Source organism: Pseudomonas sp., assembly GCF_048265905.1.
In the GTDB taxonomy this organism is placed as follows: Bacteria; Pseudomonadota; Gammaproteobacteria; order Pseudomonadales; family Pseudomonadaceae; genus Aquipseudomonas.
In genome coordinates this window covers 74,693-100,242 of the sequence record NZ_JBLXAP010000006.1, presented here as the reverse complement: position 1 = coordinate 100,242, position 25,550 = coordinate 74,693, and the positions used below count along the sequence as shown (strand labels likewise).

Below are 25,550 nucleotides of genomic sequence, written 5' to 3'. Positions count from 1 at the left end.
GCTGGACAGGGTACGGTCAAAGCTATTGCTCATTGGTCCTGCACCTGTTCTTTAACGGGAGGAGCGTACTCAGCCTTGAGCACGCCATTGTCATCGAGCAACCAAGCATCCATTACAGCTTTAAGCACTGGCGCCGCAACCCCGGAGCCCGACTCACCGTTCTCGACCATCACCGAGACTGCAATTTCAGGATCTTCAGCCGGAGCAAAACCTACGAACAAGGCGTGGTCACGGTGTCGTTCACGAATCTTGCTGCGGTCGTAACGCTCGCCTTGCTTGATTGCAACAACCTGCGCAGTACCACTCTTACCGGCAATTCGGTAGGCGGCCGCGTTACCAACTTTACGTGCAGTACCGCGCGCGCCATGCATAACCATTTCCATGCCGTGACGCGCATAATCCCAGTATTTAGGGTCTTTAAGCACAATATTGGGGATAGGGTTTTCGTCTACTGGCGCCACTCCACCCACGGTTTTAGCCAAATGCGGACGAATCCATTTTCCGCGACTGGCCACTAACGTAGTCGCTTGCGCCAGCTGCAGCGGGGTGGTTTGCATGTAGCCCTGACCGATACCGAGAATTAGCGTTTCACCCGGATACCAGGATTGACGATAGCGCCCACGCTTCCATTCACGTGAAGGCATCAGCCCTGCGGTTTCCTCGAACATATCCAGCGAAACACGCCGCCCCAGCCCAAACCTGGACATGTAATCGTGCATACGGTCAATGCCCAGCTTATGCGCCAGGTCGTAGAAATAGGTGTCATTCGAGCGCATCAGAGCGGTGTCGAGGTTTACCGAACCATCACCATAACGGTTCCAGTTGCGATATTTATGAGTGTTGTTAGGCAATTGGTAAAAGCCTGGGTCATACACTTTTGAAGTCGGAGTAACAACACCGGCATCAAGACCTGCAATTGCCATCATCGGCTTAACCGTCGAGCCCGGCGGATACAACCCTCGCAGCACACGGTTAAACAACGGCTGATCAATCGAGTCCCGCAATTCACCGTAGGCCTTGAAGCTAATGCCAGTCACAAACGGATTTGGATCGAAGCTCGGCTGGCTAACCATCGCCAGCACCTCACCAGTCTTCACCTGAATGGCCACAATTGCTCCGCGACGTCCACCCAGCGCCTTTTCAGCCGCCTCTTGGAGCTTGGTGTCGATGGTCAGAACCAAGTCTTTGCCAGGTTGCGGGTCGGTGCGGTTAAGCACTCGCAGCACACGGCCACGAGCATTGGTTTCAACTTCTTCATAACCAACCTTGCCATGTAGATCGGACTCGTAGAAACGCTCGATACCCGTTTTACCGATATGGTGCGAGCCACTGTACTCAACGGGATCGAGCTTTTTCAGCTCAGCCTCGTTGATTCGCCCCACATAGCCCACCGAATGAGCAAAGTGCTCGCGCAGCGGGTAATGACGAACCAATTGCGCAGTCACTTCAACGCCGGGCAAACGGAATTGGTTAATCGCAATCTTGGCGATTTGCTCTTCGGTCAGCTCAAACAGCACCGGCACCGGCTCGAACGGCCTGCGCCCTTGACGCACGCGCTTCTCAAAGAGCTGACGATCTTCTTCGGGAAGCTCAAGCACTTCAACGATAACATCCAACACTTTCTCCCAATCATCCGCGCGCTCACGGGTCAGGGTCAGGCTGAAGCTTGGCCGGTTATCGGCGATGATCTCGCCATTTCGATCGTAAATAAGCCCACGGTTTGGAGGGATCGGCTGAACATGCACACGGTTGTTTTCAGACAGAGTCGAGTGATACTCGTACTGCACCACCTGCAGGTAGTAAAGACGACTCACCAGCACGCCGATCAACAAAAAAACCACAATGGCACCGACGATCGCACGCCCACGAATCAGGCGCGCGTCTTTCTCGTGGTCTTTTAGGCGGATCGGCTGCGGCATCGGTTACTGTGGCTACTTATGGTATGGATGGCCGGACAATACAGTCCAGGCGCGGTAAACCTGCTCGCCGATGAGGATACGTACCAGCGGATGTGGCAAAGTCAGCGGCGACAGCGACCAGCGCTGCTCACTACGCGCCTGAACTTCAGGCGCAAGCCCCTCAGGGCCACCGACCATCAAATTGACTGTACGCGAATCAAGCCGCCACTTATCCAGCTCAAGGGCGAGTTGCTCGGTGCTCCATGGTCGTCCTTCGACTTCCAAGGTGACGATCCGTTCACCGGGCTGAACTTTAGCCAGCATGGCTTCGCCTTCTTGGCGAATCATACGGGTTACGTCGGCATTTTTACTTCGCGTGGTCAGCGGGATCTCAATCAACTCAAGCGCCAGCTCAGAAGGCATACGCTTGGCATATTCCTGCCAACCATCCTCGACCCAGCGCGGCATTTTGGACCCGACCGCAATCAATTTGATACGCACAGCTAGACGCCCTTACTCAGCTTCCGGGCCTTGCTCTGGCGCGTGCTGTGCACGGCTCTGCTCTGCACCCTGCCACAGTCGTTCAAGGTCGTAAAACTGGCGGGTAGTCGGCAACATTACATGAACCACGATATCGCCAAGGTCAAGCAGTGCCCACTCACCGGTGTCGAGCCCCTCACTACCGATTGGACGTACGCCCTGCTCTTTTACTTTTTCCAGCACATTGTCGACCAGCGACTTAACGTGACGACTGGAAGTACCACTTGCAATCACCATGAAGTCAGTGATGCTGGTCTTTTCACGCACATCAATAGTGATGATGTCTTGAGCTTTGATGTCTTCCAGAGCGGCGATGGCCAATTTGACCAGGTCTTCGCTCGGCATGATTTGATTCTTCATAGGTAACTCGTTTGCCTCATGTGTCAGAGTTTGCAAACTACTGCTGCTAAAACTCGCCATTAATCGCGATATTCATCAAACGCCCCGCTAAGCATATTCAGCTGATGATTACCCATCTGGCTGGTTCAATGATGCATAGCGTAGCGCAGTAATTTATCTACATACTCTTCAGTTCGCTGCACGGTACAGCCCGTGCGCTTGGATATATGTCAGTACCGTGTCTGGTACCAAATAACGTACCGATTTTCCGCTATGCAAGAGCCCGCGGATTTGTGTTGCAGACACCGCCATCGGCGTTTGCCACACAAAGGAAATCTGCCCACATGCACCGGCCATCGCATGTGGATCACTGACACTGCGCGCAGCTAACAAATCGCGCAGCGCCTCTGGCGCTTCACTGTCAGCATCGGGACGCTGCAGCACCAAAATATGGCAATGCAGCAATAACTCATCCCAACGGTGCCAGCTTGGCAGCCCGCAAAAGGCATCCCAGCCCAGTAACAAATACAACTGATCATCCGCTGCCAATTCTGCCCGCAGCGATTCTAAAGTATCGATGCTATAGGACGGCTTATTGCGCTTAAGTTCGCGGTCATCAACCACTAACGGCGCAACGCCTGCTACTGCACGCTCAACCATCGCCAAACGGTCCTGGGCAGAAACATGCGGCGTATCTCTGTGTGGCGGCCGCGCACTCGGTATCAGACGCAGCTCATCAAGAACCATAAACTCGGCAACTTCTACCGCGCCGCGTAAATGGCCAATGTGCACCGGATCAAAGGTGCCGCCAAATAGGCCAATGCGTTTAGGCATTCTGTCCGCGCAACTGACCATCGCCGACCACTACATACTTCTCGCAAGTCAGGCCTTCAAGGCCGACTGGTCCGCGCGCATGTAGCTTATCAGTGGAAATACCAATCTCCGCGCCGAGGCCATACTCGAAGCCATCCGCGAAACAGGTTGGGGTATTGAGCATCACTGAGCTGGAGTCAACTTCGGCCATAAAGCGCCGGGCGTTACCCTGATGTTCAGTCACGATCGAATCGGTATGGTGCGAGCCATAATGATTAATGTGCTCAATTGCCTGATCGAGATCATCAACGATACGGATCGACAGGATCGCAGCCAAATATTCGGTTGCCCAGTCCTCATCCGTCGCAGGATTAATCGCGATCAGCTCACGCGTACGTTCACAGCCACGTAACTCCACACCTTTCTCAACGAACAGGGCAGCCATTGCCGGCAGGAAATCAGCCGCAACCGATTGGTGGACCAACAAGGTCTCCATCGCGCCGCAGATGCCATAACGGTAGGTTTTGGCATTGAGGGCAATTTTCTGCGCCTTTGGTAGCTCGGCCAAGGCATCAACGTACACGTGACAAACACCATCAAGGTGCTTGATCACCGGTACGCGCGCATCACGGCTAACCCGCTCGATAAGCCCTTTTCCACCACGCGGCACAATCACATCAACAAACTCGGGCATGGTAATCAGCGCGCCAACCGCAGCACGGTCAGTGGTTTCGACCACTTGCACCACCGCGGCAGGCAAGTCTGCCGCAGCCAGACCACGCTGGATACATGCAGCGACGGCCCGATTGGAGTGAATCGCTTCGGAGCCACCGCGCAAAATAGTCGCGTTGCCGGATTTAAGACACAGGCTCGCTGCATCAATGGTCACATTGGGCCGAGACTCATAAATGATACCGACCACCCCAAGTGGCACACGCATCTTGCCGACCTGAATACCCGACGGACGGTAGCTCATATCGCGAATAGCGCCGACTGGATCGGCCAATGTTGCGACCTGACGCAAACCTTCAATCATTGCGTCGATACGTGCCGGCGTCAGCGCCAAACGGTCCAGCATCGCCGGTTCAAGACCATTTGCACGGCCTGCGGCGAGGTCTTTGTCGTTCGCCTCGGTCAATTCAGTACGCGCAGCATCCAGCGCAGACGCGGCTGCCAGCAAGGCGCAGTTCTTCTGTGCAGTGCTGGCACGCGCTATCACGCGCGAAGCCTCACGGGCAGCACGGCCCAGGCGGGTCATATAGTCGAGCACGGACTCAGTCATGGTCTCGGTAGCCAGGCAACAAGGAAAGCGGCTGATTATAGCGAGCAGAAGGCTTCACGCACAGCGGTGCCGGGCGGAAGGCGACCCGGTTGCTACGTTTTTTTCACAGTAACAGCTGCGACAGGCGTTATTTACCCTTGCCACGGCCAACGCAGGCCGCTGCCCGATAGACAGTTCTAAGGATAGGTAACCAAAAGAAAGGCATCTGTTTATGTTCAAAACAGCCTACATAGAAAAGCCCTTGCTTCTTAAAGCTCATAAAACGCTCAGACATATTCGTCTGACAAGGCAAGGGCTGAAGAGAGACGGATTACCGTCGGAGCCATTGATCTATGCGCTATCAAACCGACTACAACCCGACGCAACTGAATAACAGTCATGAGACGCTGATGATCGGCCCTTGGCGCCTGCATTACTTGGCTTACTCAACCTACAGTGATGACCCACGCCAACCTGTCTTATTAATTGGCGGGGCATTTCAGAGTTTCCGCTCGTTCAGTCACGAAGTCAGCGAACTGCTAGTCGATCATCCCGTTATCCTGCTCGACTTGCCCAGCCAAGGGGGTAACTTGCAGCCAGCCGGCGAGCTGAACCTGGAAGATTTGGCTGATCTGATCGCAAGTTTTATCTGCGAACTGAATTTACCTGCCGTCATGCCGATAGGCCTTTCTTATGGCTCAGCGCTCGCCGCATTATTTGCCTGCCGCCACCCAACCAAGTGTTACCGCTTACTCCTTTCCGGCGTCGCGGCATTCGGCAGGCCTGGCGCACGACTATTGCTTGAGGAAAGTCTATATGCCCTGGAGCAAGGCAATATTAGTGTCTTTGCACAAGGCGTTATCAGCGGCTTAATAAACCCCTTACGCATCCAACAAACCGGAATATCCCCAATCTTTCAAAAGGCCATGCTGCGTCAGCTACAACGGTTATCAAACTCAGAAATTCAGCGCTACCAACAAAACAGCCAGCGCTTGCTCGACTTCAAAGGTTTTGATTCGCACCCTCAATGCCCAACATTGATTCTCGCCGGCGAGTACGACCATTTCACCCAGCCCTGGGAGCATGCTCACTTTGCTGCAGCCTGCGCGGACGCAGAGTTCGCAATCATTCGCAAAGCAGACCACCTTGCACAGATAGAGCGCCGCCCAAGTTGCAGCCAGCTTTACATACCCTTTCTACACGGCATGCCGCTACCTACGCAGTGCGCAGGCGTCATGCGCGTCAAGAGACATGCACTTTTACAGTTAGAGCGTCGCCAGGAAGCACGCAAAGCGCCTTCGCACCCTCAAGCTCGCCTGCAAAATATTGATGGCAGCGAATGCCGAGCGGAGATTATTGAGCTGGGATTTTTTGGCGGCGTGCTGCACACCGAGAATATTCAGAACTTGCCCGTTCGTGGCTGGCAGCTGTCAATCCAAGAGCTTGAACCACTGGACGTTCTATTTATTCACCAATCGGCTGAGAGCAGCGCATTTATTTTCACTCACGGCGATGCATCTGCCAGCCAAGCACTCGCCATCTACCTTCGGCGAGCTCATGTACACCAGGCCCAGCGCTCCCTCACATATGCGCATGAACGACTCGCACCAAGCCTGGCATACTCGGTATTGGCAAACCCAAATTTGTAGCCCTCAAACTGGGGTCAACCACCTCAACATCAGTAAAACCACAGGTTTTAAAACCTGCATCAATGGCGTCCGCATTGGCGTAATGTAGGTAATACTCGCCACGGGTCAGCCTTCCAACCAAATCGACACCCCAGCGGATTTGCCGGTAACGCGGGTGAGCTTCCAGTTCCGGGTATAAATCAGTGATATAGCTTGCGGCGGGGAAGGGTTTTAGCTGGATGGCCAAACGAGTCCAAAATAACTCTATCTGTTTACGTGGGAAGTAATTGACCAACCCCTCAGTTATCACCAAAACCGGCTCATTATGGTTCAGTTGGGCAAATGCACTGGCAAGACTGTTGGGGCCGCTCTCTGCAAACACATCGATCGAGACGACCTGATGCTGATCACTGAGCCAACCATTGTCCGCCAGTAACTGACGCTTACGCTCAGCCATGGCCGGCAAGTCTGCTTCTATATAGCGAAGCTGTGGATAACGTTGAGTGAAGCGGCGCCCCCGTGGCGAAAGCCCGCAGGCGATTTCCACCACCTGACGTACCCCAGAAGACTCAATAGCACGGTGTAAACCTGCATCAATTTGTAAATGGCGCAGCAACAGCATGCTTTCAAGATCGAGATCAAATAACTGTCTGCTTGCCCACATAACAGGTCGTAAAACAACATGCGAAAACTGCCCGAATGTGCTGATAAATGCGGCATCCGACAATCCGCGCCGATACCAGACATACGCGGTAAAATGCGCGCTAGGGCTTATGTGGCTATGAAGAACTCGTTCAGACATGCTTAAGGCTCGTCTTGTTATTATCCAAGCCAGCCTATGCCCTACTACCAAACAGCGACAGCCCATGCATGACAAACCCGCCTTTAGTACTGCAAGTTTGCCACCTAAGATGCTGAGCGATGATTTTTTCAATCGCGACGCTCGAGTACTGGCCCGCGACCTGCTTGGCAAAGTTATCCGCCATCGCCAAGGCGACCTCTGGCTGTCTGCGCGTATTATTGAAACTGAAGCCTATTACTGCGCTGAAAAAGGCAGTCACGCCTCCCTTGGCTATACCGAGAAACGTCGCGCATTGTTTCTCGATGGCGGGCACATCTACATGTATTACGCACGCGGTGGAGACTCTTTGAACTTCAGCGCCCAGGGACCCGGAAATGCTGTTTTGATTAAATCTGGTTTCCCTTGGCTGGATAAGATGTCTGGAGAGCCAAGCCTACAGCGCATGCAGCGCAATAACCCAGATAACCAAGGACTGCCGCGCGCGCTTGGGAAGCTCTGTGCAGGGCAAACTCTGCTCTGTAAAGCGCTCGGCCTGAAAGTCCCTGACTGGGATGCACAACGCTTTGACCCGCTGCGATTATTTGTCGAGGATATTGGCGACTACCCACAGCAGATTATTCAAACAACCCGTCTTGGCATTCCTCATGGCCGGGATGAACAGTTGCCTTATCGCTTTGTAGACGCGGCCCATACACAGTACTGCACGCGCAATCCTCTGCGCCGCGGGCAGCTAGAAGGCCGTGATTTTTATCGACTTGATCGCCTGGATGCACACCGATGAGCCAATGGATTGAACCCTTTACCAACTGGTTATCCAGCAATCCGCAGTGGTTGGCCGCGGCCGTACTGTTGATAGCGTTGACCGAATGCTTGGCGATTGTTGGATTGATCGTCCCTGGAACGTTTTTACTGTTCGCAGTATCAGCGCTAGCGGGCAGTTCGTCCTTGAGTCTCGGCGAGACTTTGTTACTGGCCTACTGTGGTGGCCTACTTGGTGATGCATTGTCATATGCACTTGGCCGTTTTTTCCATGAAGATATCCGCCGCCTGCCCGGTTTGCGACAGAAAGCGCATTGGCTTACCCACGCAGAGAATTACTTTCAACGTTACGGCATAGCCAGTTTGCTGGTGGGTCGCTTCATCGGGCCGCTGCGACCAATGCTGCCCATGATTGCCGGAATGCTGAACATGCCACTGCCACGCTTTATTGTGGTCAGTCTGGTCGCGGCGGCTGGCTGGGCGGTCGCCTATATACTGCCCGGCTGGGCCACAGGTGCGGCGCTGCGCCTGCCTTTACCCTCTGGCTTCTGGTCGGAGGCGGCAATTGTTGCATCAGCCATTGCTCTATTTCTACTGGTTGCGGCGCAAAGCAACTTACGCGACCAACGCCACGCAAGCCTTTACACCGCAGGCGTCGGGCTCATTGCATTAATCGCCATGTTCATTGGCTGGCCACATTTGACTGAACTGGATCAAGGCTTAATGGCGCTGATTCAAGAACAGCGCAGCAGCCATGCGGACCTCTTTGCCCAGAGCGTCACCCATTTAGGTGACTTCACCACCCAGCTAGCGGTCGGCGCACTGCTATGTTTGTTATTGATAGCAGCCAAGCAATGGCGCTCAGCATTATTCAGCGCGATGACACTGCTCGGCACCGCCTTTAGCAATCATGCACTGAAGCTGATGTTTGCCCGTCAGCGGCCTGATGTGCTGGCCGAGCCTCTTAGCAGTTTTAGTTTTCCAAGTGGTCACAGCTCCGCCGCCTTTGCATTCTTTTTAGTCCTCGGTGTCCTCGCCGGACGCGGACAACCGGCACGACTGCGTTTGACCTGGCTAATCATGGCCTGCATACCGGCGCTCATGATCGCCTGCTCACGGGTATATCTCGGCGTACATTGGCCAACCGATATCATTGGAGGCGCGTTATTGGCGAGCACACTCTGCGCCGCAAGCCTGGCAGCGACTCAAAGTAAACGGCCACTGGCAGCCATGTCACTGAAAGCCTGGTGGTTGATTCTGCCGGCCTGTACTGCCTTGTTGGCGGGCATTTCAATATGGCAGTTTTCAAGCAATGTCCTGCAGTACCGTTACTAAAACGTCCATACCTTATGCGTGACACAGCTGTTGAGAGTCGTCAAAAGCGGTATTTAGCCGTTGAGTTCATCTTGCAGTTGATCAAGCACTTCTTGTAACAACGCGAGTCGCTCCAGTGGCTGATCGATTCCCAACAGTTGAATTTTCTGCTCTGCCTCAAGCGGCAATAAATAAGCCAACTGATTGGCCAGATCAGCCTGACCATTTGCCTGGCCTTCCATGCCCAATGCCTCGACCATGGGGTGCACCGCCAGCGCATGCAACAAGGCATTGAGGTCGGCGTGCTCTTCCAGCAATGGCTGTTCAGGCGCCTCATCCAACCATGTGATGTCGGCCATGGTCAGTTGATCGGCCAGTCGCAGCGCACGCTCAACACGGAAACGACGCCCGCCTTGAACACGAATACCGAGTAAACCGTTCGGTTGCTGTTGGAAATCGCGAACTAGGGCCTCACAGCCTATGGCCGAAAACTGCCCGGCCGCTTCGCCGGTTTCATGACCTTCAATGATGCACACCACACCAAAGCCTTCGCCCTGCTTCATGCAGCGGCTGATCATATCGAGATAGCGCGCTTCAAAAATTTGTAAATCCAACAAACAGCCAGGGAACAACACCGTATTTAACGGAAACAATGGCAGGTGCACAGCAGCCTCCTCACCTCAGTAACACAATAGCCAACGGCAGTAGCACCGCCGTCAACATGCCCATCAAACTCATCGCCAATGCAGCAAACGCGCCACACTCTTCGCTTTCTTGCATTGCTCGCGATGTACCGACCGCATGCGCGGTGATGCCCAATGCCAGTCCAACCGCAGCCTGGTGGCGCACGCCAAACAAGCGCAATAGTGATGGCCCAAGAATGGCGCCCACCACACCTGTCAGCATTACAAATACTGCCGCCAACGCAGCAATACCGCCAATTTGATCGGCCACCAGCATAGCAATCGGCGATGTTACCGATTTTGGCGCGATACTCATCAACATCAACGGCTCAGCCCCAAACAACCACGCAATGCCAATCCCTAAACAAGTGGCAACCAAACCACCCAACAACAAAGTCACCACCGTTGGCCAAAATAACTGGCGGATTCGGCGCAAATTCAAAAACAACGGCACCGCCAGGGCAACAGTGGTTGGACCGAGGAATAAAGTCATTGATTCAACACTAAGCTTGTACTCGGCATAGCTCAGACCACAAACAAGCAGTACGGCGATGACGATAACCATCGACACCAATACCGGCTGCAAGAAGACCAAGCGGGTTTTCTCATAACCAACCATCGCCAACTGATAAGCGCCTAGCGTGATGCCTATGCCAAACAGCGGATGATGGGTGACTGCTTGCCATGCCGCTAACCAGTCCAGCGTCATACATCACCCTGCTTGCGCATTTGACGGTTGATCAATTTCTGCATCAACCAACCTGCGAAGATCAGCGAAAGCACCAACGACAGTACCAAGGCACCCACCACTGCCCAGAAATCCGCAGCAATATCAGTGGCGTACGCCATTACCCCCACAGCGGGCGGTACGAGAATCAGTGGGAGATATTTAAGCAAGCTGCTCGCGGCTTCGCGCAACGGCGCATCAACCTCGCCACGAAACAGTAAAAAGATAAACAGCAACATCATGCCAATAATCGGCCCCGGCAAAATCGGGAAAAATAGAACGTTCAGTGCTGTACCCAATAGTTGGCACAGCACCAGCCAGGAAAGGCCGCGCAGCAGCATTGTGAATCTCCACAAGAATAGTGAGCGTGACGACGCATTGAACAATCCGCGCACGCATCAGGTATTAGAGGTGCGAATCACACCTCGGTAGATAAGGCCATTATAGGCTGCCTATGGGCTGGGCTATAACCCACTATTCAAAAAGCAACATCGTCCTTGACCCTGCCAGCGGGTCATGGTGATCTAAGCCACACATAAAAAAACAAAACCGGTCTCCCCAAGGAGGGAATATGCCGCAGGTGAAAATTGAAGAGCTAAAGAGCTTCATCGGTAAAGAACTTGGTCGGTCGCAATGGTTGACCATTGATCAGCAGCGTATCAATGAGTTCGCAAACTGCACGGGTGACCATCAATTTATCCACGTAGACCCAGAGAAAGCCAAGCACACTCCATTTGGCTCAACCATCGCCCATGGATTCCTGTCTCTATCGCTGATCCCGATGTTGATGGAAGACATCATGATTGTTCCTGAAGGCCTGAAAATGGCCATCAACTATGGCTTCGACAGCGTACGCTTTATCCAGCCGGTTAAAGTCGATTCCAAGGTTCGTTTGGTTGCCAAACTACTTGATGCCACTGAGAAGAACCCAGGCCAGTGGCTGCTCAAAGTCAGTGCCGTTCTTGAAATCGAAGGCTCTGACAAACCTGCATATGTCTCCGAAATACTGACGCTGTGCTTCGTATAACCTGAGCGTTGATGGCGGCAGGTTGCGTGCTCCTGTCGCCATCGTTCCAGCCCTGACGCCCCCAGCAAAACCTGCCCCTCCTGACACCTTGCTTTGTTGCATACTTCAACTCTGTATTTATGGGGATGTTTCATATGCGCTGTTTCGTCAAGGTGGCAACTATAGCGCTCGGACTGGCCTTGACCGCCTGCGGTGAGGGAGAGTCGCTGCTACCTGCAAATGCTACCTTGCCTGACGGTTCACAATACCGCGGCCAGGTTATCGACGGCTTGCTGCAAGGAGACGGACGTCTCGATTTTGTCGGCGGCGGCTGGTATCAAGGCAATTTTAAAGACGGGCAGATGAGCGGTGCAGGTGAACTGCGCAGGAATAACGGCGAGCACTACGTCGGGGAGTTCAAGCGCGGCCTTTATCATGGACGGGGCAAACTGACTCATTCAGACGGCAGCCAGTATGAAGGCGGCTTTGACGAAGGTTTGTACGCGGGCGAAGGCATCCTGAAAAACACCGCAACAGTGTACCGTGGCCAGTTCAAACAAGGACAGTTCAGCGGCTTAGGCGCGCTCGAGAACACGGACAAGAGCAGCTACAACGGCCAGTTTCGCGCCGGCCAAGCAAATGGCCAAGGTGTGTACACCGATGCGTACGGCAACCAATTCAGCGGTGTCTTCAACAATGGCTTGCTCAATGGCCCCGGCAGCTTTAAAAGCAGCGAAGGTGACCTCTATACCGGCGATTTCATTGACGATCAGTTTACGGGCAACGGCCGTTATCAAAACGCTGCGGGCGATGTCTGGAGCGGCGAATTCCAAGACGGTGCATTGAGTGGCGACGGAGAGTTCAAAGGGGCCGACGGCAGCCATTATCTTGGGCAGTTCAGTGATTGGTCATACAACGGCCAGGGCCGTTTAAGCCAAGCCGACGGCAGCACATACGAAGGGCGCTTCATCTACGGCGAATACACTGGCCAAGGCACCTTCACTCAAGCTGACGGCAGCAAAACATCGGGCATCTGGCTAAACAGCCAATTGATTCGCGATGATCAAGGCCAAGCCCTGCCGGACCCGCTTGAAGTTGGCTTGCTTGAGCAAGGGCATCTGCTGCAAAGCGCAATTGACGCGCTACCTGAATCAACCCCTTCCCAGGAAATTTACGCGCTGACGGTCGCGGGGGACGGCAAACAAAGCGTATTTATGCGTGAGGCAGACTTCGTCAACAACCTGCTGCAACAACGCTATTCCGCACGCGGCACCATAAAGCTGATCAACCATCGTGATCACCTTGATGACCGTCCAATGGCGACGCGCGAAAGCATCCGCCGCGCCGTCGAAGGCATTGCTCAGCGCACAGGGCCAGAAGACGTGGTGTTCATCTACTTGACCAGCCATGGCTCGCGCAATCACGAACTGAATCTGGATGTACCACGAATCCAGTTCGCTGACTTACCGGCCAGCGAGCTGGCCTCACTACTCAAACCCTTGGCCGCGCGCGACAAAATCATCGTCATTTCGGCCTGCTACTCCGGCGGCTTCATCCCTGAACTGAAAAACCAGCAAACCATGCTGATGACGGCGTCACGCGCCGATCGCGTATCTTTTGGTTGCTCCGACGACAACGACTTCACCTACTTTGGCCGTGCATTGTTTGCCAATGCACTGAGCCAGACAGATGACCTTGAACGAGCATTCAAACAAGCCAGAACAGAAGTCAGTCAACGCGAAAAGGAACAAGGCTTTGCCCCATCAGAGCCGCAAATCTGGGCTCCCGAACACGTTATCAAACACTGGCGAGCGCTGCGTGCTGAGCAGGCAAAACGCGCTTTGATGATAAAAGGCAGCTAAGTCACTTGCATATGATCCACCGACAAAATAATAACTAGATGCAGATTTTTTGCGTATCCCGCATTAGTTCGCCACGGCCTGATAAGCTGATATGTATCAGCGGAGAAACAACGACTATGTATTTGACCCCTCAACACATCTTGCTTGCCGGCGCGACGGGCCTTACTGGCGAACATTTACTCGACAGACTGCTCAATGAGCCAACCGTCAAAAGGCTTCTCGCTCCAACCCGCCGGGCACTGGCAGAACACGCTCACTTAGAAAACCCAGTTGGCGAGTTACTGGATGTATTGCCGCAACTCAGCGGCCAGGTCGATACCGCCTTTTGCTGCCTGGGCACAACGATCAAGCAGGCAGGCTCGAAAGAAGCTTTCCGCGCGGTAGATCACGATTTAGTTTTAGCATTCGCCCAGCGCGCACGTGACCTGGGGGCGCGCCACTTGCTGGTGGTCAGTGCGCTCGGCGCAGATGCAAACTCATCAGTGTTTTACAATCAAGTCAAAGGCCAGGCCGAAGAGGCGCTGAAGCAACAAGGTTGGCCGCAACTGACCATCGCCCGCCCTTCTCTGCTGATTGGCCCACGTGCCGAGTTCCGCCTAGGTGAGCGTTTGATGACCCCGCTGTCACGCTTACTCCCGGGTAAATATCACGGTATTGAAGCCACCGTTCTGGCGCGCGCCTTATGGCGACTGGCGCTTGAGGAAGATGATGGCACTCGTATTATCGAGTCGGACCAACTGCGCCGATTAGGCCGCTAACCCGAGGTAAGCTGATTATGAGCACTACTCACAACAGTCTGATTGAGGCCTTGGTTGATGCCGACATGCTTGAAATCGACGGCCTTTATGCTTGGCAATTCAGCCTCGACAAAGAACTGCTTGCGCAAGTCAGCGCTGGTTCGGCTGGCAACGACAGCCAAGCCAAGCCGCTGCTAAGCATGGAGTGCATCGACGGCCGTGACCGCCGCCATTGGCAGTTCACTTTGGGCCAAATAAGCGCCGCCAGCTACGACAGCAGCAACGAATGCTGGACTCTCGCCGGGCCTGAACAATCCCATAGCCTGAAATGCTTTGCCGCCATCAGTGGCAACAACGATGAGAGCGACGAGCCAGAAGACCAGGCCTGACCGGTCACGAGGCGCACCGATGAACCTGTATGAACGCGTTGTATTGCCTCGTTTAATCGATTTTGCCTGCGGCATGGGCGAAGTCATGAAGGCCCGCTCGAAAATTGTCCCGCAAGCCTGTGGCAGAGTGCTTGAAATCGGCATCGGCACGGGCCTTAACCTCGAGTTTTATGACCCGAACAAGGTCAGCGCAGTGATTGGCGTTGACCCTTCGGCACAGATGCAAAAACTCGCGCGCGAACGCGCCGCGAAGACCAGTATTGCAGTAGAAATGATCGCCCTCGAACTCGGCCAGATCAAAGCCGAGGACGCCAGCTTCGACAGCATCGTTTGCACCTTCACCTTATGCACGATTGTCGATGCCGTTGCCGCTTTAAAAGAGATGCGCCGGGTACTCAAACCTCAGGGACGACTGCTGTTTTGCGAACATGGCCTCGCGCCTGACGCAGCGGTGGTACGCTGGCAGAACAGGCTGACACCCATTTGGAAGCCACTGGCTGGCGGCTGCCATCTGAATCGCGACATACCAGCACTGATTCAAGCCGGAGGCTTTACCGTTCGCGAACTGGACACGGGTTATTTGCAGGGCCCCAAAGCCATGACTTACGTCTATTCTGGCTGGGCTGACTAACACCCCGAAAGAACAACTGCAACAGTTCAGCCAGTAAATTGTTGCAACCTAAAATCAAAGTACTGGAAGCCATTCATGGAAGATCAACGCAGCAAGCTGATCAATAAAATCCCACTGGGCACCAGCAAAGCCAAAGCATTCGGTCGCACTTACAGTATTAGCCGCAGCGACTTCAATTCAGGTAAAAGCATCAAGGTCTATGCCGAAGAGCTCGGTGGTACGGACTTTATCAGCTTCAACTACTACATCACGGATAACACAGCGCTGCTCAAACCTTGCGAGATGCCGCAGGATAAAGTGATGAGCTTCTTGCGCGAATTTGAATTGATTACGCCGGGTAGCTAAAGACCGCCGCTGACATTAAGCGTCCCACCCAACGCAGTAATTAACGACAACGGCAACAACAGCGTATCCAGCAGCGCACTGAATGGCAGGTCGAGCCCCGGCAGATCCGGAGCCTCAGCGCCATAGCGGTCGATCGGACAGCAACCACCGTTAAGGACATACCAATCAAGCCGTGTTCCGGCATACACCACTGGGGCATCGGCTTTGGCCGCATCAAGGGTACGCACACTTGCACAGCCGCTGGTTACAGACAGCAATGCAAGCCATATCAGCATGCCCGCACAAGATTTAGTCATCGCGACTGACGTGATGATGCTCGCCCCAGCGCGGCAACATGTCTTGCGGAATGCCAAGACAGTTGAGGATTCGTGCGACGACAAAGTCGATCAAATCATCAATGGTCTGCGGCTGGTGATAAAAACCGGGCGCCGCTGGCAGAATGATTGCCCCCAAGTTCGATAGCTTCAGCATGTTTTCCAGATGAATGCTTGAAAACGGAGCCTCACGCGGCACCAAAATCAGCTGCCTGCGTTCCTTGAGGGTGACGTCTGCCGCACGCTCAATCAGGTTGTTACAGGCACCGGTGGCAATCGCAGAAAGCGTGCCGGTGGAACAGGGTACAACCACCATTGCGCTCGGCGAACCAGAGCCTGAAGCCACAGGCGACATCCAGTCTTCCTTGCCGTAAACCCGGATCTGATCAGGCGCAGCCCCGGTGTATTCGCTCAGAAAAGCCTGCATCGCTTGTGGCTTTGCGGGCAAGGTGACATCCGTTTCGGTGGCCATGACCAACTGCGCGGCCTTGGAGATCAGAAAGTGCACTTCACGTTCTTCCTGCACCAGGCAATCAAGCAGGCGCAGGCCATATTGGGCGCCAGAAGCGCCTGTCATCGCCAAGGTAATTCGTTCCGGGCCCTGCATACTTATGCCTCCAGCGCCTTAGCTAATTTACCGTGTAGGCCGCCGAAGCCACCATTGCTCATCACCACAATTTGCGTACCGGGCTCAGCCTGCGCTTTAACCCCTGCAATGATTGCCTCGAGCGAATCACACACGGTAGTTGGCACTGTGGATGAAGCTACAACTGCAGCCAAATCCCAACCAAGGTTGGCAGGCGCATACCAATACACCTGATCCGCCTGATGCACAGAACCCGGCAAGCCATCGCGGTGAGCTCCCAGCTTCATCGAGTTGGAACGCGGCTCAATCACTGCAATCAGCTTGGCCGAACCAATTTGCTTGCGCAAACCGTCAAGTGTTGTGGCAATCGCAGTGGGGTGATGGGCGAAGTCATCATAGATGGTCACGCCGTTGACTTCGGCGACCTTCTCCATGCGTCGCTTGGCATTTTTGAACAGACACAGCGCTTCAATTCCCAGCGCAGGCACAACGCCGACATGCCGCGCAGCCGCGAGCACGGCTAATGCATTGGCGACGTTGTGCTGCCCGGTCAATGCCCAGTCAACAACGCCCTCGGCCCGACCTTCAAACAGCACCTCAAAACGCGCACCATCATCACTCAGTAATCGTGCTTGCCACTGACCGTCGACGCCAGTGGTTTGCACCGGTGTCCAGCACCCCATCTCGACGACGCGTTTAAGCGCAGTCTCGGCGGCCGGATGAATTATCAGACCTTGACTTGGAATGGTACGGACCAAGTGATGGAACTGGCGCTCGATCGCTGCCAGATCAGGGAAGATATCCGCATGGTCGAACTCAAGGTTATTCAGAATCGCGGTGCGTGGACGGTAATGCACAAACTTCGAGCGTTTGTCGAAGAAGGCACTGTCATATTCATCCGCCTCAATGACGAAGAACGGGGTGTCGCCCAAACGTGCTGAAATACCAAAGTTCTGCGGCACACCGCCAATCAAAAAGCCTGGGCTCATGCCTGCATGCTCAAGCACCCAGGCCAACATACTGCTGCTGGTGGTTTTGCCGTGAGTACCGGCAACGGCCAGCACCCAGCGGTTTTGCAGCACATGGTCGGCCAGCCATTGTGGGCCGCTAACGTACGGCAGCCCTTTATTGAGCACGTATTCAACCGCCGGATTACCACGCGACATGGCATTGCCAATCACCACCAGATCAGGGGCAGGATCAAACTGCTCGGGGTCGTAACCCTGCGTCAGCTCAATGCCCTGAGCTTCAAGCTGAGTGCTCATTGGCGGATAGACATTGGCATCGGAGCCGGTGACATGGTGACCCAGCTCCTTGGCCAGAACCGCCATTGAGCCCATGAATGTGCCGCAAATACCGAGAATGTGGATATGCATGAAAAACCTAAACCTCAAAAAACGGACCGCATCAGCCCGACAAAATCTCGTCGCAGATTAGCACAGCCGTGCCCTGCTCGGCCGCAATAGACGCGGCAGTCCCGAGCATACAAACACAGCGCCAGCCTGCAGTGAAACCTCAGGGCTCGGCTGGACTCCAATCCGCTACAGGATCGTAAACCCGCGCAGGGCGATAAGCGCCAGAGCGACTAATCTCTATCTAACCAGCGCGCAGAAACGAACAGTGCGCCGTGCCTAGCCCAATGTCTTCGGCTAGCCCGCATACCTAGATTGATCATGTGATGCACATGAGCTGCCACCGCTGTCCTTAATGTGCACCACCTCAACACAAGAGAGGCCCGCATCATGATTTACGCCAAACCCGGAACTCCAGGCTCAGTCGTTTCATTCAAGACGCGTTACGGCAACTTTATTGGGGGCGAGTTTGTTGCCCCAGTTGATGGCGAATACTTCACCAACACCAGCCCAATTGACGCATCGGTCATTGCTGAGTTTCCGCGCTCACGCGCAGCGGACATTGACCGTGCATTGGATGCAGCCCACGGCGCTGCCGATGCCTGGGGCAAAACTTCAGCACAAGCACGCGCCTTGATACTGCTGAAAATTGCTGATCGCATCGAAGAAAATCTTGAGCTACTGGCTGTCACAGAAACCTGGGACAACGGCAAAGCCGTACGTGAAACGCTAAACGCCGACGTACCGCTGGCGGCCGACCATTTTCGTTATTTTGCCGGCTGCATCCGTGCGCAAGAAGGCAGCGCCGCAGAAATTGACGAACACACCGCGGCCTATCATTTCCATGAACCATTAGGTGTCGTCGGCCAAATCATTCCCTGGAATTTCCCACTGTTAATGGCAGCCTGGAAGCTTGCCCCCGCGTTAGCGGCTGGTAACTGTGTAATCCTCAAACCGGCAGAGCAAACACCGCTATCGATCACCGTATTTGCCGAACTGGTGGGTGATTTATTACCCGCTGGTGTACTCAACATTGTTCAGGGCTATGGCCGTGAAGCAGGAGAAGCTCTGGCTACAAGCAAACGAATCGCCAAAATTGCCTTCACCGGCTCAACCCCTGTCGGTTCGCACATTCTCAAGTGCGCTGCCGAAAACATTATTCCGTCGACCGTGGAATTAGGCGGGAAATCACCCAACATATTCTTCGAAGACATCATGCAGGCCGAGCCTGAGTTCATCGAAAAAGCTGCCGAAGGTTTGGTGCTGGCATTTTTCAACCAGGGAGAAGTCTGCACCTGCCCATCACGGGCATTGGTGCAGGAGTCAATCTACGAGTCATTCATGCTCGAAGTGATGAAGAAGATCAAACAGATAAAACGGGGCAACCCGCTGGACACCGAGACAATGGTCGGCGCACAAGCCTCGGAGCAGCAGTACGATAAAATACTTAGCTACCTCGAAATCGCCCAGCAAGAAGGTGCCCAGTTGCTGACCGGAGGTGCAAGAGAAACGCTTGAGGGCGATCTGGCGAACGGTTATTACATCCAACCGACGCTGCTTAAAGGCAGCAACAAAATGCGCGTATTCCAGGAGGAAATCTTTGGCCCAGTGGTTGGCGTGACAACATTCAGAGATGAGGCAGAGGCATTAGCCATCGCCAACGATACCGAGTTTGGTTTAGGTGCTGGCCTTTGGACCCGTGACATTAACCGTGCCTACCGCATGGGACGGGCGATCAAGGCCGGTCGCGTCTGGACCAACTGCTACCACCTTTACCCAGCGCATGCTGCATTTGGCGGCTATAAAAAGTCCGGCGTTGGCCGTGAGACACACAAAATGATGCTTGATCATTATCAACAGACCAAAAACCTGCTGATCAGTTACGACATCAACCCTCTCGGCTTCTTCTAAGGAAGCCTAACCCGCGTACAGGCAGGCCACATGCAATCTGTGGCCTGCTTCCTAATAACTCTAAGTCGCAGTGACCTGCCAAGAGCAAATCAAACGCTCGCTTGGATTGCGCTTTCAAATTTTTTTAGGCAGCATCAAATCAATTAATGGCATAACTCATGCTTCATTACTCTGACCACATCACTGGTACTGGCTGCTGTTTGAGCGACTTTACGCCTGCTCAACAACCGATATCGAGGGCCCGCAATGCGTATTGTTCAAGCCACATTGGAACACTTGGATTTGTTGACTCCCTTGTTCGTTAAGTACCGTGAATTCTACGGCGAACTGTCCTTCCCGGACTCATCGCGAGCCTTTCTGGAAAAGCGCCTGCGCCGTAAGGAGTCGGTGATTTACCTGTCACTGGCCGATGATGAAGACAAACTTCTCGGTTTTTGCCAGCTTTACCCAAGCTACTCCTCGCTGGCACTCAAACGAGTATGGATTCTCAACGATATTTACGTTGCCGAAGACGCACGCCGCCAACTGGTTGCCGACCGCCTCATCCAAACCGCAAAGAAAATGGCCAAAGACACCAACGCCGTGCGCATGCGCGTGTCGACCAGCAGCGATAACGAAGTGGCGCAAAAAGTTTACGAATCAATCGGTTTCGTCGTTGATGAGCAATTCAAAAACTACGTATTGCCAATCAACTCGGACTAATCATTGCTGTTACCGTGACCTGCACAGTTCCCCCCAGCAGGGACGGCTCGGCCATTTCAGCGCCTCAATGGGCAAGGCTTACCAACAAGCCGATGCCCAGCTGCAACAGTAAAATAGCGACCACCCATACGCGCCATCTGGCGACTTTATTGTCGGGCCTAATGCTGCCGAAGCTGTGCTGGAGCGGTTGCTCCAAGGCCTGTTGAAACTCTGAAAGCGCATCAAATCGGGCCGCGGCGTGTGGTGCCAAGGCCTTTGCCAGTACGCCATCCCAACCATTAAATAGGTGCCGATTAAAATTCTCCAATGGCACATAGCGACTATTTGGACTGGCCTCAGGTCGTGCGACCTCAGGCCACTGTCCGCACAACAGCCAGTAAGCTAATGCAGCCAACGCAAACTGATCGGCGCGACCGTCCACACACCCTTCAGCCGTTCGCAACTCTGGAGCCAATGGAACAGCATCGGCAGGCAAGACCTGCCGCCGCGCCCCTGGAATCAGCACAGCCTGTTCTGCGAATAGCAACACCCGCCCAGACTCACCAATCAAAATATTACGCGGGCTTAACAGCAACCCTTGCATACCGCGGCGCTGCAGAGCGCGCACCGCACCTATTGCCTGTTTGATTATCGACATGACCGTTTGCAACGCTAACGGGGCGCGCGCCGCAGCCCAATCAGCCAGGCTACGCATATCCATCGACGGGTATTCAAACAACGAAAAGGCATGCCCACGAGGCGTGTAGGCTGACAGGACTTGAGGCAAGCCCGACACCCGACAGCAACGCACGGCCCACTCTCGCTGCCAGAAAACATCATCTGCTGGCTGTTCAGACAACCATAAAAGCGCACAACGGCCGGCGGCATCAAGCGCTCTGAATACTCGCCCTGACGGCCCAAATGAACAGTTGCTGATTAGTGTCCAGCCATCTATTTCCATGCCTGCGACAGCATTCTTCACCACCGGCCATGACTGGATGCTGGGGTGGCTGTTGAGCGCATTCGAATCTCCTAGCAAAAGCAGAGCCCCCGCACTTGGCGCATGCAAAAGTGGCTCAAGCAACGCCTGTAACTCGGTTGCGCACTGGGTTTGACGAGCGTGGCGGTATGCATTTAGATCAGCAACACCCAATAACGGCTGTGGCGCCATTAGCAGAAGTTCACCGGTATTTAGCGGCAAACTGTGCTGAACCAGCGCCAACTCGGCTCGCTCACCAACCTGCATACCCTCACGGCCAACCAAGGTATGGATAGTATCGTTCTGGTAACGCAGCAGACCTATCGAACCCGCCTGCAGGAACTGCAGGTCACCCTCTTGGAGCAATAACAGGCCGACATTGAGTTCTGCTATTTGACGCCCAGTTTGTTTGCGCCGGAATAACTGTTGATTCAATGCCGCCAAAACCTGCCGCGCCGCTTGCGCCTCGCTCCAACTTTGCGGAGTGCAGCGGTAGTCGGCAAACAACGCATCAAGATAATGCTCAATGGTTTGCACCACGTCAGCGCACTCGCGCGCCCAAAGTAATGCCACCATCAAAACGGGTGGACGCCCTTTACGCCCGGCCATCCACATCGCTCTGGCCCGCGCAGCTTGGTGCGGCAAGTCTATTCCATGGCCAAATACCACTGTGGCTGCGGGATGCTCCATGCGTACTGTGGGCATTTCAAACCCTCCCTCGCGAACGATGAATTGCTTACCCGAAATGCCTGTGCAGTCTTTGTGCCGTTTTGCCCCTGGCTTAACGCCCATAAACCCGTAGGATTACAGCTATCGTCAGTGAATAAGCATTGCTTGCATCGTTCTACCGACAGCACCCGCTGAAATACCTACAAAGACTAAAAACTCAGGCGCACTATCGCCAACACCCTTTAAACACAGAGGACTAAAGGTTAAGCGACCAATGGCTAGCTACGCTGACGTAGCATGCGTACTGGAATACGCCTATAATCTCGCCACTTTTTTGGTCTACTTTCAGGGAGCTCCCCCATGAGCTACAGCAAGATTCCGGCAGGCAAAGACCTGCCGAATGACATCTACGTCGCTATCGAGATTCCGGCCAACCACGCGCCGATCAAATACGAGATCGATCACGACAGCGATTGCCTGTTCGTCGACCGTTTCATGGCTACGCCAATGTTCTACCCAGCCAACTATGGCTACATCCCGAACACCTTGGCTGACGACGGTGACCCACTCGACGTACTGGTTGTAACACCTTACCCAGTTGCACCAGGCGCGGTGATCCGTGCTCGCCCAGTTGGCGTGCTGCACATGACCGACGAAGCCGGTGGCGACGCCAAGCTGATCGCCGTACCGCATGACAAACTGAGCCAGCTGTACGTCGACATCAAAGAATACACCGACCTGCCAGCGCTACTGCTTGAGCAAATCAAACACTTCTTCGAGAACTACAAAGATCTCGAAAAAGGCAAGTGGGTCAAAGTTGAAGGCTGGGGCAATGCTGACGCAGCCCGCGCTGAAATCACCAAGGCTGTTGCCGCTTACAAAAAATAAGCATGGGCAATCGCTAATCAAAAAAACCAGCCTAGTGCTGGTTTTTTTGTGCCCGAAAGCCATTAAGCCTCGATTGAACCACCCACCTCAAACCAGCGGCTCATCAAGCAGCGGTAGCTTTAGCCTAAACACGCTGCCCGTACCGACCTTACTGTGACATTCAATAACCCCGCCATGATGTTCGACCACCGCTTTAACCATTGCCAAACCCAGACCAACACCGCCAATCGATGGGTCTTTTGAAAAGCGTTGGTAGCTCTGGAACAGTTGCGCAATATTTTCAGAAGTAATGCCTTCACCTTGATCCGCAATAGCACACACCGCCCAGCCCTGATCTACCGATAGGGTTACGTTGACCTGCGTATTATCCGGGCTGTATTTGATCGCGTTCTCAAGCAAATTAAACAGCGCGCGACACAACAACCCCGGATCAGCCAATACCACTGCTTCCTCATCATGCAGATGCATCTTGATAGCAATAGACTTGCTTTTCGCCAGCGCCCAGACCTCATCCACTGCGTCTTGCACAATGCTGTCGAGCAACACAGGTTCAAGACTGTATTCAGATGATTCGGCTTTGGTTAGCTGCAAGAAGTCATCGGTGAGCCGCAGCGCCCGACGTACCTGTTGTTCAATACTGACAAACAGAGTCGCGGCCCCTCCCTCCTTGTCCTCCTGAGCTTGATGCATCGAAAGCAGTGAGAGAATCGCCGAGTGAGGCGCGCGCAGATCATGGGAAAGGAAGCGCAACATACTTGCGCGCTGCTCTTCGGCTTCACGTTCGCTGGTCAGATCGACCAAGCTAATCAACCAGCCAGCGATTGCTCCGTGCTCGGCTGTCATCATAGGCGCGACTTCGGTGCGCAGACTTAATCCTTGCGGGGTGCGAAACTCGACATCACAGAGCGTTTTGAACTGATCTGACTCACTGAAACCAGGAGCAGTTACATCCGGATGCCCTAAATGCTGCAGGTATACACTCAAGCGACTGTGTGCGCTGTAGTCTCTGACCAGTGCCCGCGCACATCGGTTGGCAAATAATACGTCCCCGTTTTTACGGCACATCAAACTCGCTACAGGTAAATGCTCCAAACCATCGGTCATGAACCTTCGCGTATTTCGCACCTGATCAACCGCGCGTTCAAGTGCGACGATGCGTTGCTGGATGATGTCTCCGGCAATACGCCCCTCCTCAAATGTACGCTCAGGCAAGACTTGCGGCTCTTGGTCAAGTCGCGCCAACTCCCAGCCGAGGTAACCTAAGGCGGCACTTGAGCGCCGCCAGTTCCACACTGAATAAGCCAATAAAACACCTAGCAAACTGGCCGTCGGCGGCCACCACCAGCCAGCTTGAAGTAACACCAGGCAAGCAAGCAAAGTCAGCGCCACCACGCTCAAACTCGACAGCAGCGCAAAGCGCAGGCCAGATAACCACATAATCATCAGCAGCAACATGACGGGGACAACCGCGAAGAACGCGCACAACCAATCAGAAAACTCAGCAACACTGCGCCCCTGCAATAGTCCATTGAGAATACTGGCCTGAATTTCAATGCCCGCAGTCCCACCAGCGCTACCCGATATCGGTGTTACGTAGCGATCCCCCAAACCTGGCGCTGTTGCCCCGATCAAAATAATACGATCGCGCAGCATTGAGTCCGGCACTTCGCCGCGCAGGATGCTTGAGTACGACACGCTGGAAAATGCTTGGGTACTTCGTAGATAAGGAATACGAATAAAGTGATCAACAACCCAACCTTGCGCACTACCTTGTGAAGCTTGGCCAGGCAGGTCTTTTGTTCGGGCAGCTGGATTAATCAATAAATTTCCGACCCACGCCATCTGTAACCGTGGGTTATCGACTAAGCCTTCACGCAAGTGAACACTACGCACAACTCCATCACTATCTGCCTGCACATTAATATGGCCAATACCCCATGCACATGCGCGCAGCGGCTCAATTGGAGGAAACTCGGTCGACACACCATCCGACTGCTCTATGCCTCTGCGTATAGACGGCAACACCACGACACCCGACCGACATAATGCTTCGGCAAAGCGCTGATCGATATCAGGACTTAATCCCGGCTCACTGAAAATCACATCAAACAGAACAGCAGCGGGCTCGGCCTTCGTCAGTTGATCAATCAGCTTCGCATGGACATCACGTGACCACGGCCAGCGGCCAATCTCGACCAGGCTGCGGTTGTCGATATTGACCAGGAGAATCCGCGGATCCGCGTTCAGTCGATTCATAGACAGCAGACGGTCATAGATTAGCGCGTCAAGTCCAAGTGTGTGTGTTAGTGAGAACCCCGCCGTAACAGGGATCAAAATTAAGGTCACGACTATCCACTCGCGCGCAATGCGATTGAATAGCTGGCGAGACATTGAAAAGGAATTTCGGCGCTCTACCTTCATCTCAGACCCAATTTT

At 54.0% G+C, this 25,550-nt stretch carries 26 protein-coding genes; 12 read left to right on the top strand and 14 right to left on the bottom strand.

The window, feature by feature from the left end; genetic code table 11:
- Positions 1 to 29 precede the first annotated feature (29 nt).
- The 5 genes from mrdA to ACN0UH_RS10515 all read right to left on the bottom strand — a co-directional run bounded on the left by mrdA (position 30) and on the right by ACN0UH_RS10515 (position 4,872).
- The gene (mrdA, locus tag ACN0UH_RS10535) at positions 30 to 1,919 is read right to left on the bottom strand and encodes a penicillin-binding protein 2 (protein WP_417661993.1); all 1,890 of its coding nucleotides are present in this window, start codon (positions 1,917 to 1,919) and stop codon (positions 30 to 32) included.
- Between the two features lie 12 nt (positions 1,920 to 1,931).
- On the bottom strand, positions 1,932 to 2,399 hold the full coding sequence (gene rlmH / locus ACN0UH_RS10530) for a 23S rRNA (pseudouridine(1915)-N(3))-methyltransferase RlmH (protein WP_087515608.1): 468 nt from the start codon (positions 2,397 to 2,399) through the stop codon (positions 1,932 to 1,934).
- Between the two features lie 12 nt (positions 2,400 to 2,411).
- Positions 2,412 to 2,783 carry a ribosome silencing factor gene (gene rsfS, locus ACN0UH_RS10525; protein ID WP_417662129.1) on the bottom strand — a complete coding sequence of 124 codons (372 nt, stop codon included), beginning with the start codon at positions 2,781 to 2,783 and terminating at the stop codon, positions 2,412 to 2,414.
- Between the two features lie 183 nt (positions 2,784 to 2,966).
- Complete coding sequence (nadD, locus tag ACN0UH_RS10520) at positions 2,967 to 3,611, bottom strand: nicotinate-nucleotide adenylyltransferase (RefSeq protein WP_417661992.1); 645 nt, start codon at positions 3,609 to 3,611, stop codon at positions 2,967 to 2,969.
- Complete coding sequence (locus ACN0UH_RS10515; protein ID WP_417661991.1) at positions 3,604 to 4,872, bottom strand: glutamate-5-semialdehyde dehydrogenase; 1,269 nt, start codon at positions 4,870 to 4,872, stop codon at positions 3,604 to 3,606. The genes nadD and ACN0UH_RS10515 overlap by 8 nt, the downstream gene beginning before the upstream one ends.
- A gap of 332 nt (positions 4,873 to 5,204) precedes the next feature.
- On the opposite strand from ACN0UH_RS10515, the gene ACN0UH_RS10510 reads away from it, so the two are divergent.
- Positions 5,205 to 6,500, top strand: coding sequence for an alpha/beta fold hydrolase (locus tag ACN0UH_RS10510; RefSeq protein ID WP_417661990.1), 1,296 nt, complete (start codon positions 5,205 to 5,207; stop codon positions 6,498 to 6,500).
- Here ACN0UH_RS10510 and ACN0UH_RS10505 read toward each other — a convergent pair.
- On the bottom strand, positions 6,433 to 7,281 hold the full coding sequence (locus ACN0UH_RS10505; RefSeq protein WP_417661989.1) for a class I SAM-dependent methyltransferase: 849 nt from the start codon (positions 7,279 to 7,281) through the stop codon (positions 6,433 to 6,435). The genes ACN0UH_RS10510 and ACN0UH_RS10505 overlap by 68 nt on opposite strands.
- Positions 7,282 to 7,345: 64 nt before the next feature.
- On the opposite strand from ACN0UH_RS10505, the gene ACN0UH_RS10500 reads away from it, so the two are divergent.
- Positions 7,346 to 8,062: a DNA-3-methyladenine glycosylase gene (locus tag ACN0UH_RS10500; RefSeq protein ID WP_417661988.1), complete on the top strand. Its 717-nt coding sequence runs from the start codon at positions 7,346 to 7,348 to the stop codon at positions 8,060 to 8,062.
- Complete coding sequence (locus tag ACN0UH_RS10495) at positions 8,059 to 9,375, top strand: bifunctional DedA family/phosphatase PAP2 family protein (protein ID WP_417661987.1); 1,317 nt, start codon at positions 8,059 to 8,061, stop codon at positions 9,373 to 9,375. Before ACN0UH_RS10500 ends, ACN0UH_RS10495 begins: the two co-directional genes overlap by 4 nt.
- Before the next feature lie 53 nt (positions 9,376 to 9,428).
- On the opposite strand, the gene ACN0UH_RS10490 is transcribed toward ACN0UH_RS10495, so the two are convergent.
- The 3 genes from ACN0UH_RS10490 to ACN0UH_RS10480 are packed head-to-tail and all read right to left on the bottom strand — an operon-like array spanning position 9,429 to position 11,105.
- On the bottom strand, positions 9,429 to 10,019 hold the full coding sequence (locus ACN0UH_RS10490; protein ID WP_417661986.1) for an LON peptidase substrate-binding domain-containing protein: 591 nt from the start codon (positions 10,017 to 10,019) through the stop codon (positions 9,429 to 9,431).
- A 10-nt stretch (positions 10,020 to 10,029) separates the two neighbouring features.
- Entirely contained in the window at positions 10,030 to 10,746 is a 717-nt protein-coding gene (locus tag ACN0UH_RS10485; protein ID WP_417661985.1) for an LrgB family protein, read from the bottom strand.
- Entirely contained in the window at positions 10,743 to 11,105 is a 363-nt protein-coding gene (locus tag ACN0UH_RS10480; RefSeq protein WP_417661984.1) for a CidA/LrgA family protein, read from the bottom strand. Before ACN0UH_RS10480 ends, ACN0UH_RS10485 begins: the two co-directional genes overlap by 4 nt.
- A gap of 230 nt (positions 11,106 to 11,335) precedes the next feature.
- Here ACN0UH_RS10480 and ACN0UH_RS10475 point away from each other — a divergent pair, with 230 nt between their 5' ends.
- From ACN0UH_RS10475 to ACN0UH_RS10450, 6 genes are all read left to right on the top strand, one after another.
- Positions 11,336 to 11,791 (top strand): MaoC family dehydratase, encoded by a 456-nt coding sequence (locus tag ACN0UH_RS10475; protein WP_417661983.1) that lies wholly within the window; start codon positions 11,336 to 11,338, stop codon positions 11,789 to 11,791.
- Between the two features lie 134 nt (positions 11,792 to 11,925).
- Positions 11,926 to 13,632 (top strand): C13 family peptidase, encoded by a 1,707-nt coding sequence (locus ACN0UH_RS10470; RefSeq protein ID WP_417661982.1) that lies wholly within the window; start codon positions 11,926 to 11,928, stop codon positions 13,630 to 13,632.
- Positions 13,633 to 13,748: 116 nt separating this feature from the next.
- Positions 13,749 to 14,390 carry an oxidoreductase gene (locus ACN0UH_RS10465; protein WP_417661981.1) on the top strand — a complete coding sequence of 214 codons (642 nt, stop codon included), beginning with the start codon at positions 13,749 to 13,751 and terminating at the stop codon, positions 14,388 to 14,390.
- Positions 14,391 to 14,407: 17 nt separating this feature from the next.
- A complete protein-coding gene (locus tag ACN0UH_RS10460) occupies positions 14,408 to 14,758 on the top strand; it encodes a DUF5629 family protein (RefSeq protein ID WP_417661980.1) in 351 nt (116 codons plus the stop codon).
- A gap of 19 nt (positions 14,759 to 14,777) precedes the next feature.
- Positions 14,778 to 15,389: a class I SAM-dependent methyltransferase gene (locus ACN0UH_RS10455; protein WP_417661979.1), complete on the top strand. Its 612-nt coding sequence runs from the start codon at positions 14,778 to 14,780 to the stop codon at positions 15,387 to 15,389.
- 75 nt (positions 15,390 to 15,464) lie between these two features.
- Complete coding sequence (locus tag ACN0UH_RS10450) at positions 15,465 to 15,734, top strand: peptide methionine sulfoxide reductase (RefSeq protein WP_417661978.1); 270 nt, start codon at positions 15,465 to 15,467, stop codon at positions 15,732 to 15,734.
- On the opposite strand, the gene ACN0UH_RS10445 is transcribed toward ACN0UH_RS10450, so the two are convergent.
- From ACN0UH_RS10445 to mpl, 3 genes are read right to left on the bottom strand one after another with little or no spacing between them, the layout of a single operon-like run.
- On the bottom strand, positions 15,731 to 16,030 hold the full coding sequence (locus ACN0UH_RS10445; RefSeq protein WP_417661977.1) for a YceK/YidQ family lipoprotein: 300 nt from the start codon (positions 16,028 to 16,030) through the stop codon (positions 15,731 to 15,733). The genes ACN0UH_RS10450 and ACN0UH_RS10445 overlap by 4 nt on opposite strands.
- Entirely contained in the window at positions 16,023 to 16,655 is a 633-nt protein-coding gene (gene ubiX, locus ACN0UH_RS10440; RefSeq protein WP_417661976.1) for a flavin prenyltransferase UbiX, read from the bottom strand. The genes ACN0UH_RS10445 and ubiX overlap by 8 nt, the downstream gene beginning before the upstream one ends.
- A gap of 2 nt (positions 16,656 to 16,657) precedes the next feature.
- On the bottom strand, positions 16,658 to 18,010 hold the full coding sequence (gene mpl, locus ACN0UH_RS10435; protein WP_417661975.1) for a UDP-N-acetylmuramate:L-alanyl-gamma-D-glutamyl-meso-diaminopimelate ligase: 1,353 nt from the start codon (positions 18,008 to 18,010) through the stop codon (positions 16,658 to 16,660).
- A gap of 366 nt (positions 18,011 to 18,376) precedes the next feature.
- Here mpl and ACN0UH_RS10430 point away from each other — a divergent pair, with 366 nt between their 5' ends.
- Together ACN0UH_RS10430 and ACN0UH_RS10425 are read left to right on the top strand one after the other, a co-directional pair.
- Positions 18,377 to 19,897, top strand: coding sequence for an aldehyde dehydrogenase family protein (locus ACN0UH_RS10430; protein WP_417661974.1), 1,521 nt, complete (start codon positions 18,377 to 18,379; stop codon positions 19,895 to 19,897).
- A 246-nt stretch (positions 19,898 to 20,143) separates the two neighbouring features.
- Complete coding sequence (locus ACN0UH_RS10425) at positions 20,144 to 20,599, top strand: GNAT family N-acetyltransferase (RefSeq protein WP_417661973.1); 456 nt, start codon at positions 20,144 to 20,146, stop codon at positions 20,597 to 20,599.
- Positions 20,600 to 20,663: 64 nt separating this feature from the next.
- On the opposite strand, the gene ACN0UH_RS10420 is transcribed toward ACN0UH_RS10425, so the two are convergent.
- Positions 20,664 to 22,262, bottom strand: coding sequence for a protein kinase (locus tag ACN0UH_RS10420; protein ID WP_417661972.1), 1,599 nt, complete (start codon positions 22,260 to 22,262; stop codon positions 20,664 to 20,666).
- A gap of 324 nt (positions 22,263 to 22,586) precedes the next feature.
- On the opposite strand from ACN0UH_RS10420, the gene ppa reads away from it, so the two are divergent.
- Positions 22,587 to 23,114 (top strand): inorganic diphosphatase, encoded by a 528-nt coding sequence (gene ppa / locus ACN0UH_RS10415; protein WP_087515588.1) that lies wholly within the window; start codon positions 22,587 to 22,589, stop codon positions 23,112 to 23,114.
- 87 nt (positions 23,115 to 23,201) lie between these two features.
- On the opposite strand, the gene ACN0UH_RS10410 is transcribed toward ppa, so the two are convergent.
- Complete coding sequence (locus ACN0UH_RS10410; RefSeq protein WP_417661971.1) at positions 23,202 to 25,535, bottom strand: CHASE2 domain-containing protein; 2,334 nt, start codon at positions 25,533 to 25,535, stop codon at positions 23,202 to 23,204.
- Positions 25,536 to 25,550: the final 15 nt, after the last annotated feature.